General features: G+C 69.7%; 3 protein-coding genes. All 3 read right to left on the bottom strand.

Annotated elements, in window-relative coordinates:
• On the bottom strand, positions 1-7,456 hold a 7,456-nt coding region (locus G3N98_RS08725), incomplete at its 3' end, for a type I polyketide synthase (protein WP_206147937.1).
• Positions 7,453-10,776: a bifunctional LLM class flavin-dependent oxidoreductase/SDR family oxidoreductase gene (locus G3N98_RS08720; RefSeq protein ID WP_206147936.1), complete on the bottom strand. Its 3,324-nt coding sequence runs from the start codon at positions 10,774-10,776 to the stop codon at positions 7,453-7,455. The genes G3N98_RS08725 and G3N98_RS08720, both read right to left, overlap by 4 nt.
• Positions 10,773-15,191, bottom strand: a complete 4,419-nt coding sequence (locus G3N98_RS08715; protein WP_206147935.1) for a beta-ketoacyl synthase N-terminal-like domain-containing protein — start codon at positions 15,189-15,191, stop codon at positions 10,773-10,775. The genes G3N98_RS08720 and G3N98_RS08715 overlap by 4 nt, the downstream gene beginning before the upstream one ends.
• Positions 15,192-15,332: the final 141 nt, after the last annotated feature.

Here is a 15,332-nt window from a genome sequence, read left to right as displayed (position 1 = left end):
TGGGGGCGACGCTCGCCGTGCTCGCGACGGCTTGCGCGGCGGCCGTAGCCGGCCGGACGCCGGCCTGCCCGGTCAGCGACGTGCGCAGCAGTTCCATCTGCTGGCTCATCACGTGGGACAGCAGCTGATTCTGCTCCCGCAACACGCGCTCGACCGTGGAGCCGCCTTCGGCCGCGACCCATTCCACTGGGGCGGCGGCGGCGAGCGGCGCAAGCGCCTGCGCGGACGGCGCGACCGCGACCGCCACCGCCGCCGTGGACGGTTCCGCCACAGCCTCGGTAGCGCCCACGGCCTCGGCCCCGGTCGGCGCGGCGGCCGCCGGCAGGTTGTCCGCGACATATTCGGCGAGCGCCTGCACCGTCGCCAGGTCTTCGAAGAAGCGGCGCATGGCCAGCTTCACGCCGTACTCCGCCTCGATGTGCCGGATGGCCTCGATCAGCACGATCGAGTCGGCGCCCATCTCCAGGAAGGGCAGTTCGATGTTGATGGTGTCGGGATCGGCCTGGATCAATTCGCCGATCTTGCCGCGAAGCCATTCGAGCACCTCGCCGCTGCGATGGTGCGTCGGTGCGGTGGCGAGGGGTGATGCGCTTGTCTGAGTCATGGACGTGTCCGCTTTCTGGAACCAGGTACGGCTGCGTTGGAAGGGATAGGACGGCAATGCAATGCGTGCGGGCGCGGGTGTTTCGGTCGGGGCCCAGTCGACCTCGACGCCGCGGGCATACAGGGTCGACAGCGTTTCGATCAGCGCTTGCTGCTCGACTTGCGGCCGCTGCAGGGCAAGGAACTGGATCCCGGCGTCCGGCGCACAGCACGCGCGGGCCAGGTTGACGAGCACCGGCTTGGGGCCGATTTCGACCAGCACGTTGAAACCGGCTTCGGCGAGGCGCTCGACGCTGCGCGCGAACTGCACCGGCTCCCGGCAGTGCCGGCGCCAGTACAGGTCGGTGGGCGCGTCGTCCATCACGGCGCCCGTGAGATTCGAATAGAACGGGATCGCCGGGCGGGCGACGGGCACGGCTTTCGCCGCCGCCTGGAAGCGGTCCAGCATCGGCTCGAGCAGCGGCGAGTGAAACGCGTGCGACGTATTGAGCGGCACGGACCGGATGTCCCGCGCGGCGAACGCGTCGACCAGCGTCGCGATGCGCTCGCGCTTGCCGGAGATCACGATGCTCGCCGGGCCGTTGACGGCCGCTACCGCGACTTCGTGCGGCCACGCTTCGATCGCGCGCTCGACGGTGGCGAGGTCGGTGAAAATCGCCGCCATTTCGCCGTCGCGGGGCAACGCCTGCATCAGCCGGCCGCGTTCGGCGATCAGCCGCAGGCCGTCTTCCGGCGAGAAGACGCCGGCCGCGCAAGCCGCCGCGTACTCGCCGACGCTGTGGCCCATCACGGCGTCGGGCACCACCCCGAACGACGCCAGCAACGTGGCGAGCGCGTACTGCAGCGAGAACAGGGCCGGCTGGCTGTAGCCGGTCTGGTGGATGTCCTCGCCCGGGGCCGACAGCACGTCGAGCAACGGCTTGTCGAGCAGCGCATCGGCCACCGCGCGGCAGCGGTCGATGGCGTCGCGGAACACCGGATACGCGTCGTACAGGCGGCGGCCCATGCCGGCGTATTGCGAACCCTGGCCGGTGAACAGGAAGGCCATCTTCACGCGGGGCGCGGGCTGCGTCGTGCCGGCGGGTTCCTTCGCGTGGAAGGCGCGCAGCTTGTCGAGGGCGTCGTCGAGCGACGTCACCGGCCACGCGAGCCGATGCGCGAAATGCGAGCGGCCGGTCGCCGCCGAAAAGGCCACGGCCGCGATGTCGAGACCGGGTTCGGCTTCGAGCCGTCGCTGATAGCGCCCGACCAGCTCGCGCAACGCCGCAGGGGTCTTGGCCGACAGCACCAGCGGATGCACCTTGTGCCTGGACGGTGTCACCGGCCGCGCCGACGCGGGCGCTTCTTCGAGCACCAGGTGGGCATTGGTGCCGCTCGCGCCGAACGCGCTGACGCCGGCTCGCCGCGGCTGCTCGCCGCGCGGCCACGCGCTCGCCTCGGCGCAGATCTCGAGGGGCAGCGCGTCCCATTGCACCAGCGGGCTCGGCTGGCGGAAATGCAGGTGGGCGGGCAGGCGGTCGTGGTTCAGCGACAGCACGACCTTGATGACGCCCGCGATGCCGGCGGCGGACTCCGTGTGGCCGATGTTGGTTTTCACCGAGCCGACGCGCAGCCGCCGACCTTCATCACGGCCATCGCCGAATACCGTCGCCAGCGCCTGCAATTCGACCGGATCGCCGAGCGGGGTGCCGGTGCCGTGCGCTTCCACGTAATCGATGGACGCGGCGGGCAGCCCGCCCAGCGCCTGGCGGATCACGGCTTCCTGCGCCCGTCCGTTCGGCGCGGTAAAGCCGCTCGACGCGCCGTCGTGGTTGACGGCCGAACCCCGCAGCACGGCCAGCACGCGATCGCCCGCGGCGAGCGCGTCGGACAGGCGCTTGAGCACCAGCGCGCCGCAGCCTTCGCTGCGCACGAAGCCGTCCGCGGACGCGTCGAAGGTCTTGCAGCGGCCGTCTGGCGCCAGCGCCCGCGTGCGCGAGACGGCGATGGAGTTGTCCGGCGACAGGATCAGGTTGACGCCACCCGCGATGGCGAGATCGCACTCGCCGCTGCGCAGGTTCTGGCTGGCGGTATGGATCGCGGTGAGCGACGACGAGCAGGCGGTGTCGATCGCCATGCTCGGCCCCTGCACGCCCAGTCCATAGGAGATGCGGCCGGCCGCCGTGTTCAGCGGATTGCCGGTGAAGAAATAGCCGTCGATGCCGCTGCCGCCGCCGTTGCGAAGCTGCAGGTTCGCGTAATCGTTGGTGGTGATGCCGACGAACACGCCGGTCCGGCTGCCCTTGAGACTGTCGACCGGAATGCCGGCATGCTCCAGCGCTTCGTGACTGACTTCGAGCAACAGCCGCTGCTGCGGGTCCATCGCGTTCGCTTCGCGCGGCGTGATGCGGAAGAACGCCGGATCGAACTGGTCGACGTCGTCGAGAAAACCGCCGAAGCGGCAATACATCCGCCCCGGCGCTTCCGGATCGGAATCGTAGTACGCGTCGATGTCCCAGCGCTCGCGCGGCACTTCGGAGATCGCATCCACCCCGTCGTTCAGCAAGTTCCAGTAGGCGTCGAGATCGTGCGCGGCGCCCGGAAACCGGCAACTCATGCCGACGATCGCGATCGGCTCCGGCGTACCGGCCTCGCGGGCCTCGATGGCCGGCGCGAGCGGTCGCGGCTGCGGCTGCGGCGGCATGGCCTGCGCCGGTGCCGGTGACGTGTGTGCGTCCGCCGCCGTGCCTGACGCCTGCTCCGCGAGGAAATCCGCGAGGGCGTTGACCGTCGGATGATCGAACAACAGCGCGACCGACAACGGAATGCCCAGTGCGGTTTCGAGCTGCGTGCGCACGTCCAGCGCCATCAGTGAATCCATGCCCATCTCGAAGAAGCCGAGATCGCGATCCAGCGTCCCCGCGTCGTAGCCGAGCACCTGGGCCACCGCGCGATCGATGCTGTCCGCCAGCAGGCGCTTGCGCTCGCGCGGCGACGCGTCGCTCAACGCCGGCATCGCCGTCGCGCCGGGCGCGCTTTGGGCCACTCGCACGCGGTCGAGGAACGGCCTGGGTCCGCGCGCCTCGTAGGAGCCCTGGAACAGCGCCAGGTCGATATCGACGACCGCGACCTGGGGCACGGCGGGGAGGCGATTCAGCACGTCGAGCGCGCGATCCGCCGCCAGCGACCGGATGCCGACCCGCCGCAGCAGCGCTTCCGCCTCGGGGAACGTCATGCCGCCATCCGCCCACGGCCCCCAGTTCACGCTCAGCGCCGGCAGGCCCTGGCCGCGACGATGATGCGCGAGCGCGTCGAGGAAGCGGTTCGCGGCGCTGTAGTGCGCCTGCTCGCGCGAACCCCACGCGGACGCGATCGACGAAAACAGGACGAAGAAATCGAGCGGAAAGTGCCCGCTGTGCTGATGGAGCAGCCACGCGCCGGCGACCTTCGGTTGCAGCACCGCGTCCAGCTCCTCGCGCCCGACCTGCATGATCGGCTTGTAGCCGACGACGCCGGCCGCGTGCACGATGCCCCGCAGCGGCACGCCGTCGCGCCGGAGCGCGGCGAAGAAAGCAGCGACCGCGGCGGGGTCGGCGATATCGACGCGCTCGCAGCGCAGCGATACGTTGCGCTCACTCAGCTCGGCGATCGCCCGCCGGCTCTCGTCGCTCGCGGCCCCTTGCCGGCCGACCAGGATCAGCGTGCGTGCGCCGCGCGCCGCCAGCCACCGGGCGGTGTGCAGCCCGAGCGCACCGAACCCGCCGGTGATCAGGTAGGCCGCGTCCGGGTCGACCGGCAGCGCGGCGGTTTCGGCTGGCGCGAGCGGGCTCAGGCGCGCGGCATGGCGCATGCCGTGCCGCAATGCCACTTGTTCCTCGCGGCTCTCGCCGAGCAGCTCGTGGAGCAGTGCCTGCGTCTCGTCTTCCGGCGCGGCCGGATCGAGATCGATCGCGGTGCCGAACCATTCCGGATGCTCGATCATCGCCCCGCGCGCCAGGCCCGACAGCGCAGCCTGCGCGAGCCCGGATACCTGCGGCGCTGCGCCGGCTTCCACCGCGTCGCGCGTGACCACCGAGATCCTGGGCCGGGTCGAAGGCGTCCACTCGCGCTCGCCGCCGACCAGTGCATGCACGAGATGCAGCAGCGCCGTGGACATGCGCGTCTCGCCGACGGCCTCGTCCAGCGCCCACAGAAAGACGATGCGCTGGCCGGGGGCGGCGGTCTCGTTCAGCAGGCGGACGAAGTCGTCCGGCCGTTCGGGCGCGACCTGCCAGCCCGCTTCCACGTCGGCGACATAGTCGAGGCCGGGGCGCACCAGCGAGCAGGCTGCGCCGCGCGCGCGCAGCAGCGCCGCAAGCCGCTCGCCGGCACCGCTCGCGTCCGCGAAGATCAGCCACGGGGACGCGTCGGCGGCGATCGGTGCCGACGGCAACGCGGCCTGCGGCTCCCACACCACGTGATAGAGCGGGCTTTCGTTCGACGCGGTGGTTTCGGCGGAGGCGAATGCCGTCCTGAGCAGGTCAGGAAACGCGTTCAGCAGGTCCTCCGGGTACTTGCCGGACGACTTGAGGTGCCGCACCGCGGCGTCGATGCTGCCCGCATCCATGCCGACGACGGGCGACGGGGTCTTCTCCAGGCTGAAGCGCTGCCGCTCGAACGGGTAGTTCGGCAGGGTCGTGGCGGGCTGGGCGGGCGCCGGGAACAGCGCGCGCCAGTCGAACTGCGCGCCCTGCACGTACAGCGCCGCGAGTGCGTGTTCCAGTGCATCGCCCGCGCAGGGCGGCGGCAGCCAGCCGTCGGCGAGCCCTTCCGGCGGGGGCGGCGCGTCGGCTTGATCCGATGCGCCGGCCAGTTGCAACCAGTACGACGGGTGTGTCACCTCGTCGGTCACTTCGGCGCGGAGACAGCCGGAAATCAGGCGGACCGACGGCCGTGCGAGCGAGATGTCCTGAAGCACGGCGCGCAACGCTTCGGCATCCGAACGGGCGGCCACGACGCGCAGCGCGTCGGCCACGCTCACGACGCCCGCCACGCAGGCCGCGACATATTCGCCGATACCGTGGCCCGACACGACGGCTGGGCGGATGCCCCATTCCTTCCACAGTTCGGCCCACGCGAACTGGATCGCGAAGCGGCCCGCGTCGGTTTCGACTGCGTCCAGCGGCACCGTGCAACGCGCGAACGCATCGCGGAACAGCGGTTCCGACGCGTGGAGCGCGCGCGCGGCGCCGGTGTCCGCCGCGCCGAACATGAAGCCCACGCGCAACGCCTTGCCCGTGCGCGCCGCTGCCGCCGACGCTGCCCACACGCCCGACACACAGGCCGCGCGAAACGGATAGTGACTTCGTCCGGTGGCGGCGGCGCGGCAGATGGCGGCCAGCTCCCGCGGCGTCGCGCCGTCGATCGCGCGCTCGTAGCGCTGCACGAGCGCCGCCAGCGCCGCTTCGGATCGTGCCGACAGCAGCAGCAGCGCGCGCTGCGCGGCGTGTGCCGGCGCGACGGGCGGTTCCTCGACGATCGCGTGGGCATTGGTGCCGCTGAATCCGAACGCGCTCACCCCGGCGATGCGCCGGCGTTCCCCGCGCTGCCACGTGACCGGATCGGCGGCGACGCGAATCGGGATGTCCTGCCACGGCGTATGCGGATTGGGTCGGGTGAAATGCAGGTGCGGCGGAATCCGGTCGTGCTCGAACGACAGCAGGACCTTGATCAGGCCGGCGATGCCGGAAGCCGACTCCAGATGCCCGATATTGGTCTTGACCGAACCGATCACGAGCGGCTCGTCCGCCGCGCGCCCGGGGCCGTAGACGCCGGCCAGCGCTTCGACCTCGATCGGGTCGCCGAGGGACGTCCCGGTACCGTGGGCCTCGACATAGGAAACGTCGCCGGGCGCGAGGCCGGCCTGGTTCAGTGCCCGGCGGATCACCCGTTCCTGCGAATCGCGGCTCGGCACGGTCAGCCCGCCGCCCGCGCCGCCCTGGTCGACCGCCGTGCCGCGCACGATGCCGAGCACGCGGTCGCCGTCGGCGAGCGCGTCGGCGAGGCGCTTGAGCACCACCATGCCGCACCCTTCGCCGCGCACGTAGCCGTCCGCCGCCGCGTCGAAGGTCTTGCAGCGGCCGTCCGGCGACAGCATGCGCGCCTGCGAGAAACTGACCATGACCTCGGGCGACAGCATCAGGTTGACGCCGCCCGCGAGCGCCATGCCGGTTTCGCGCGAGCGCAGGCTTTCGCAGGCCAGGTGCAGGCACACCAGCGACGACGAGCAGGCGGTATCGATCGCCATGCTCGGGCCGGTGAGTCCCAGCACGAACGACAGCCGGCCCGCGGCCATGTTCAGCGCGCTGCCCGTGCCCGCGTAGCTGCTCGACGGCATCGACGCGTTGGACACCTGGATCGCGTGGTCGAAGCAGGTGATGCCGACGTACACGCCCGTGGCGGACTGCCGGAAGCGCTCGGGCGCGAGATGAGCGTTCTCGAGCGCCTCCCACGCCACTTCGAGCAGGAGCCGTTGTTGCGGATCGAGGTAGGTCGCTTCGCGCGGCGCGATCCCGAAGAACGCCGCGTCGAATTGATCCACGCGTTCGAGAAAGGCGCCGTGGCGGGTCGCCATCTTGCCGGGCGCGGACGGATCGGGGTCGTAGTAGCGATCGATGTCCCAGCGTTCGCCCGGCACTTCGGTGACGGCATCGCGCGCGCCGTCGAGCAGTTGCCAGAACGCGTCCGGCGTATCGCTGCGGCCGGGGAAGCGGCAAGCCATGCCGATGACGGCGATCGGCTCGTTGCGGTCCGAACGCAGCGCCGCGATTTCCGCGCGCCGCAGGCGCAATTCGTCGAGCGCGGCTTTCAGTGCATGCGTGGCCTTGGCGTTCATTGGGCGCCGATCTCCTGGGCGATCAGTTCGGAAAGGTCGTCCTCGTCGAGGTCGTCGGATGCTTCGTCGACGGCCGGCGCGGGGAGCGACGGCGACAGTTCGTTGAGCACGTACCGGGCGAGCGCCCGCAGGTTCGGATAGGAAAAGAACAGCGTCGCGCGAAACGGCCGGCCGAACACCTTGGTGAGGCGATCGGTCAGTTCGAGCGCGACCAGCGAATCCAGGCCGAGATCGAGCAGCGATTGCTCGGGCGCGATGGCGTCGGGGCCGGACAGACGCAAGGTCTCGGCGAGCATCGCGGCGAGCGTGTCGGTGACGAGCTCGACCCGCTCGCGCGGCGCGCATGCATGCAGCTGGCGCAGCAACGCCGTGTCCTGCTGCACGGGCTGCGCGGCCGGTTGCGCCAGCTCGGAAAACAGCGCGGACCCGGCAGCCGGCGCATCGACCCGGAACAGGGTCGGCCAGTCGATTTGCGCGACCCCGGACTGGGCGACGCCGGACGCCATCAGCCGTTCCAGCGTCGCGATGGCCAGCTCGGGCGGCAGCGTGCCGACGCCGAGCGCGCCGAGTTGTTCGTGCGCGCGGCGTCCGTAGTCGGTGGCGGCATGGCCGATCTCGGCCCACGGCCCCCAATTGACGCTGAGCCCCGGTTGCCCCTGCGCGCGCCGATGCTGGGCGAGCGCGTCGAGGAAGCTGTTCGCCGCCGCGTAGTTGCCCTGGCCCGGCATGGTGATCAGCGCGGCCATCGACGAGAACAGCACGAAATGGTCGAGCGGCAAGCCGGCCGTCAGCTCGTGCAGATACCAGGCGCCGTCGGCCTTGCCGCTGCCGGCGCGATGGAACGCGTCGTCGTCCTGGCGCGTCAGCAGCGCATCGTCGAGCGCGCCGGCGAGGTGAAAGACCCCTTTGAGCGGCGGCATCGAATGCGCGATTTCACCGAGCGCCTGCTCGACGTCCTCGCGACGCGACAGGTCGGCGCGAATGAACCGCGCGTCGAGCGTGCGCAGGATTTTCTCGTGCGCGGCGGAAGGCTCGCCGCGCCCCAGCAGCACGATTTTCCCGGCGCCGTGGTCGGCGAGCCAGGACGCGAGCCGCAGGCCGAGCCCGCCGAGCCCGCCGGTCACGAGATACGTTGCGTCATCGTGGAACCGGATCGGCCGGTGGCTGACGAATTCGCGATTGTCGCGGGCGATGCGCGCGACGTAGCGCTGGTCGCGGCGAAACGCGATCATGTCTTCCCGGCCGCCCGCCTGTACCGCTTGCGCGATGTGCGCCGCCGACGGCTGCGCGGGATCGAGGTCGACGAGCCCGCCCCACAGCGCCGCATGCTCCACCGCGATCGCGCGGCCCAATCCCCACAGGGGCGCCTGCGCGACGGCGATCGATTCGCCCTCCAGAACATGCATCGCGCCCGACGTCACCAGCCACAGACGCGCCTGCCGGGCCGACGGCGCGCGTGACGCAAGCGCCCTGACCAGGTGCAGCACGCTCGCGCTGGCACGCCGTCTCGCCGCGATGTCGGCGGGCGCGAGATCGAGACTCCACAGGTGGATGACGCCCTTCAGCGGGCGGTCGGGCGCGGGCAGGTCCGGCGTCGCGTCGGCGAAGCGCAGCGTGCACGTATCGCCTGCGCTTTCCAGCAGCGCCGACAGTTGCGCGCCCACGCCGCCACGGTCCGCGAGAATCAGCCATTCGCCGTGCGCCGAACCGCCGGTGGCCGCGTCGACGTTCGACGGTCTCCAGACGCGTTGATAAAGCAGCGCGGCGAAGTCGTGCCGCTCGCCGGCGCGCCCGGCACGCACCTGCTGCAACCGCAGCGCATCGATCTCGATCAGCAGTCGCCCGGCGAGGTCATGGACGCGGATATCACCCTCCAGCGCGCCGTGCCCGACCGGCTTGCGCAGCGTGGCGTGACTCCATGCGTCGGCCGACGACGGCGGCTGATGAATCCGCACCGCACCGATCGAGCTGGGCAGGTACAGGTCGCCGGCCTCCAGCGCGTCCGGGTCGATGGCGGCGGCGAGCACGCGGCTGCACGCGTCGAGAAAGGCGGGGTGGATCTGATAGGGCGACGACGCCAGCGCGTCGGCCGGCAGGCTGATTTTCCCCAGCGCCTCGCCGGTCGTGCGCCAGATCTGCTGGATCGCGTCGAACACGCCGTCGATCTGCACGCCATGCTGCCGGATTTCGCCGTTGAAGTCCGCGCCCGACGTCGTGTCCGGGCAGCGCGCCTGCACCTCGGCGGCATCGAATCGCGTCGGCGCGGCGGAGCGCCTGGGGGCGCACATCTCCCGCAGTCGGCGCAACTGCGGAAGATTGCCGAGGATCCGCTCGACCGGCGGACCGAAATCGAGCAGGCAGGCCACCTCATCCACGCCGATCGACGCGAGATCCCGCACCAGGTCGACGCAGGTTTCCGGCGTGCCGATGAGCCCGCGCGATTGCGCGAAGCGTTCATAGAGAAACTCGACGAACTCGTCCAGTTCGCGCGCGCCCATCGCGCGCACGTCCACCGACTGGCCGCGACTCTGCGCCAGCCCGTTCAACAGCCCGATATTGCCGCGGATGTAGTTGCAGAACGGCACGCGCGCCTGTTCGCGCGCCTGCGCCGCATCGTCGCCGACGAACGTGTGCAGCATCACGGACACGGTGCCGGCCGCCGGATCGAAGCCGTGCTTCGCGCGCGCGTCGCGGTAGAGGGCGATCTTGTGCGCGAGCTGGTCGCGATCCTGGTCGAGCACGTGGGTCAGCAGGTTGGCGCCGGTTTCGCCGGCGCGCACGAACGTCTGCGGATTGCTCGCGGCGGTCACCCACACGGGCAGCTCCGGCTGCACCGGCGTCGGATAGATGCGCAATCGCACCGGCTTGCCGACGCCGTTCGTCGCGTCCAGCATGCCGCCGCGCCACAGATGCTGGACCGTGCGCATCGTCGCCAGCATGTCGTCCTGCCGGCTCGCATATTTGTCCGGGGCGAACACGAAGTCGTCCGGATTCCATCCGGACGCGAACGACACGCCCACGCGGCCGTTCGACAGGTTGTCCACCATCGACCATTCTTCCGCGATCCGGATCGGGTTGTGCAGCGCCGCGACCACGCTGCCCGCGACCAGCTTCACGCGCTGGGTGGCGGCCGCGAGCGCGGCGTGCAGGACGGCGGGATTCGGGTACAGCGAGCCGAATTCGGTGAAATGGCGCTCCGGCACCCAGACGCTGGAAAACCCGTTCGCATCGGCGAAGCGCGCGCTTTCCATCACGAGCTGGTACTTGTTGCCGGACAGCGCCTCTTCACTGCTGGCGAAGAACATCAGGCCGAATTTCATGCGTGGCTCCGATCCGATTCGTGAATCTCGGCACTCGCGCACATCTGCCACGTCGCGGCGGCGCGGGTGTCGTCGATCCGGTGATAGACGGCAAACGAAAACGGTCCCCAGGACCGGCGGCTCAGCACGGTCTGCACGGTGCGCGATGCATGCGGATGCAGCGGCAACGGCGCATGCAGCGCGAGGTCCTTCAACGTCGTATGGCCGGCAGCGCCGATTTCCGACGTGGCCGACAGCGCCATTTCCACGAACGCGGAATAGGGCAGGACGGGCGAGCCCTTGACGCGATGACCGTCGAGAAAGGTGGTGGCCGGCGCATCGAGACGCGATTGCCAGATCCACGTGGCCGGCGCATGCGCGTGCTGCTCCATGAGGCGCCCGAGCAACGGATGCCGGGGCGCATGCGGCGTGATCCAGAAGCCGCGACGCTCGAACGGGTAGGTCGGCAAGGCGAGCCGGCGGTGCGGTGCGCCTTGCTCCACGGCATCCCAGTCGATGGACGCGCCGCGTACGTACAGCGCGGCGAGCGTGTGCAGGATCGCGTCCCACGCGGCCGTGTGCGTGCCGATTTCGATCACGATGCCGGGGTGTCCTGCCGCACCGCCGTCCGGCGCCTGCGGCACGTCCGCCCACGAGGCTGCGGCGCGATGCCCGTCGCCCGCGCTGCTGACGGCATCCGGCGTGATGCCGAACGACATCCACAGTTGCGCGAGCGCGCGCTGGAATGCCGTGAACCCAGCGTCGGCGGGGGCGAGCCCGGGCGTCTCGGATTGCCGCTGCATCAGCGCGTCGAAAGCGGGGCAGGCCGAGCGCAATTGCCGAACCGCATCGGCGCTGCCGCCGTCGTCGGCGCAGAAGTGGAATGTCACCGCAGGCGGTGTTTCCGCAGGCTCGCGGCACGAAACGGCACAAAGTTGCGAACGCAATGAATCGAGACTCGATGCGACGATGGCCGCCCGCCGCGTGAAGTGAGTGCGCCCGGTATTGGCCGTGAATGCGACATCCCGCACACGGGCCTCGGGATGGGCGTCGAGATAGGCCGCATAGGACGCAGCCAGTGCTTGCAACGCTTCCGGCGTGCGCGCGGAGAGCGTCACGACGCGCGCCGCCGGCGCTGACGGGTCGGCTTCGATCTCCGCGGGCAGGGGCGCTTCGGACAGGATCAGGTGCGCGTTGGTGCCGCCGAAGCCGAACGAACTGACGCCGGCCACGCGCGGCCCGTGTTCCGAATGCCACGGCGTGACCTGCTGCGGCATGCGGAACGGCGTGCCGTCGAGCGCGATCTGCGGATTGATCGACCGGAAATGGAGGTTCGGCGGAATGGCGCGATGGTGTAGCGCAAGGGCGGTCTTGATCAGGCTGGCGATGCCCGCCGCCGATTCCAGGTGGCCGATGTTGGTCTTGACCGAGCCGATCCAGCAGTGATCGTCCGGCCGGCGGGAGTCGTTCAGCACGGCCGCCAGCGCGTTCAATTCGATCGGGTCGCCGAGCGGCGTGCCCGTCCCGTGCGCCTCGACGAAGCCGATGTCCTGCGCGCGTACGCCGGCATCGCGCAGCGCACTATGAATCACGGCCTGCTGGGCCGGGCCGTTGGGCGCGGTCAGGCCATGGCTGCGTCCATCCTGGTTCACCGCCGAGCCGCGGATCACGGCGAACACGGTGTCGCCGTTCTCGAGCGCATCATCGAGCCGCTTGAGCAGCACCATGCCCACGCCTTCGCCGCGCACATAACCGTTCGCTGATGCATCGAACGCCTTGCATCGGCCATCCGGCGACAGCATGCCCGCTTGCGTGAAGGACGCGCTCAATTGCGGCGCGAGAATCAGGTTGACCCCGCCGGCCAGCGCCGCATCGGACTCGCCGCGCTGCAGTGCGCGGCACGCCTGATGCACCGCGACGAGCGACGACGAACACGCGGTATCGACCGCCCAGCTCGGGCCACGCAAATCGAGCGCGTAGGAAATGCGGTTGGCGGCGACGCTGAGCGCATTGCCCGTCGCGACATAAGGGCCGACGTCCGCGACTTCGTCCTGCGCCAGCCGGATGTAGTCCGAATTGCTGATGCCGACGATGACCGCGGTGCGGCCGCCGGCGAGACTGCCGGGTGCGATCCCCGCATGCTCGAGCGTCTCCCAGGCCACCTCCAGCAGCAGACGCTGTTGCGGATCCATCGATTCGGCTTCGCGGGCGCTGATGCCGAAGAAAGCCGCATCGAACTGATCGACCTGTTCCAGCAGTCCGGCGGGCGGAAGGTCGGCGCCGCGCTGCGTCGACGCGCCGACCGCGTCCCGGCCCTCCAGCAGCAGCTGCCAGAATGCGTCGGGATTGCCGGCGCCGGGGAAACGGCATCCCATGCCGACGATCGCGATATCCGCGCGTGCTGCGTCCGAGCCGGGCGCCGGGTCCGGCGTGGCATGCCCGGTGCCGCTCAAATGGCGCGCCAGCAGCGAAATACTCGGAAAATCGTAGACGACGGTCGGGGAAACCGGCCGCCCGAGCCAGTCCTGCAACTCGCCCGAGAGCTGGATGGCGTCCTTCGAATCGAGCCCGTGGATGCTGAACGGTGCGTCGGGGTCGATCTTGCCGGCGTCGATTCCCGACAGACGCGAGATACGCTCGACGCACCATTGCACCAGCGCTTGCGTGTCGCGTGGCGTGGCCGTTTGCGGGGCGGCCGGCGGCGCGGAGAACGCACGGCGCCACTCGCCCGCGATCGCGAGCCCCTGCTCATCGATGAATGCCTGCCGGATCCGGCTCCGCTGGATTTTTCCGCTGGACGTGCGCAGGATCGTGGCGGGCTTCAACAGCACAGCCGCATACAGATCGACGTCGTGCGCTTCGGCGAGCGTGCGGCGGATCTCCGCGGCGACGGCTTCCGCGTCCAGCGAGTTGAGCGCTTCCCGGCGCACTTCACAGGCGACGACGATCCGCTCCACGTTGTCGACGTTGATCGAGAAAGCCGCCGATGCATTCGGCGCCAGCGCGGGGTGGCTTCCCTCCGCGGTTTGTTCGAGATCCTGCGGGTAGTGATTGCGGCCGGCGACGATGATCAGGTCTTTCAAACGGCCGGTGACGAACAGATCCTCGCCATCGACGAAACCGAGATCGCCCGTGCGCAGGTACCGTGCGTCGTCGCCATCCAGCTTCGCGCCGAAGGTGCGTTCCGTTTCCTCGGCGCGGTTCCAGTAGCCGACGCCGACGCTCGGGCCGGTCAGCCAGATTTCGCCGATCCGGCCGGGCGGGCAGCGCTCACCGGTATCCGGATTCACGATCCGCAGGCGGTGCTCCGCCCAGGTCCGACCGCAAGAGACCAGCGCGTGGCGCTTGCCGGAGTCGCTTCTCGTCGCCACGCCTTGCGCGAGGCCGTCGGCGTCGTAGTCCGCCACGCGCGGCAGCGAGCGTGCGGGCTGACCGGAGATGAACAAGGTCGCCTCGGCCATCCCGTAGACCGGGCGCATGGTGTGCGCGTGGAAGCCGCATGCGGCGAAGGCGCGTGAAAAACGCGCCACCGACTCCGCGCGTACCGGTTCCGCGCCGTTGAACGCGACACGCCAGCTGCCCAGATCGAGTTGCGCGCGCGCGTCATCGGAGACTTTGCGCGCGCACAGGTCATACGCGAAATCCGGCGCGGCGCAATGCGTGCCGCGATACTTCGTGATGGCCTGCAGCCAGCGGAAGGGCTTCTGCACGAACGCCGCGGGCGCCATCAGCACCGACAGCACGCCGAGATAGATCGGCAGCAGCACCTTCCCGAAGAACCCCATGTCGTGAAACACCGGGAGCCAGCTGACGAACACCGTCGACGCATCGGCATCGCTCGCCTCGGCGATGACCGCCATGTTGCTCAGGATGTTCGCATGACTGATCATCACGCCTTTAGGCGTACCGGTGGAGCCTGACGTGTATTGCAGAAGCGCCAGTGTCTGCGGCGTGATGTCCGGTGCGCGCCAGTGTTCGGCCGGCGCGTCGAAGCGCTGGTCCGTCGCGAGAATCTTCAGTTCCAGCGTGTCGGAATAGCCGTCCGCGTGATGCGCGATGCCGTCGAGTGTGGCTGCATCGGTCAGCGCGACGACCGGCCCGGCATCGGCGACGATGGCCTTGAGACGGTCGGCGGGGCGATGCCTGCGCGGTGGATACGCAGGTACGCCGATCAGGCCGGCGTACAGGCACCCCACCCATGCGCAGATGAATTCCAGCCCGGGCGGATAGACCAGCAGGACGCGATCACCCGGTTGCGCGATGTCCTGCAGCCTGGCGGCGATGCCGCGCGCCCGCTTGTCGAGGTCACCGAACGTGAGCCGGGTCAGTTCCGCTTCGCCGTTCTCGAGAAAAATGAATGCGGTCTTGTCCGGTTCGACTTTGCCGCGAAACAACAGAATTTCTGTAACAGTCCTGAATTTTGTATCGGGAAGCATGCTCAACCTTCGTTGTCTTCTAAACGTTGAATATCTCAGGACCGGTCGTGGCGATCCCGCCAAGCGTGCTTCATCGGACGGTATTGAAATTAGAGCATCGCTCTAATCCGACGTCTGCCCCGTAATCCAAGGACACGGCGT

The sequence above is a fragment of the Burkholderia sp. Tr-20390 genome, assembly GCF_017104595.1.
Classification (GTDB): Bacteria; Pseudomonadota; Gammaproteobacteria; order Burkholderiales; family Burkholderiaceae; genus Burkholderia.
The sequence above is the reverse complement of the archived record's forward strand: the minus strand, read 5'-3'. Positions and strand labels throughout refer to the sequence as shown.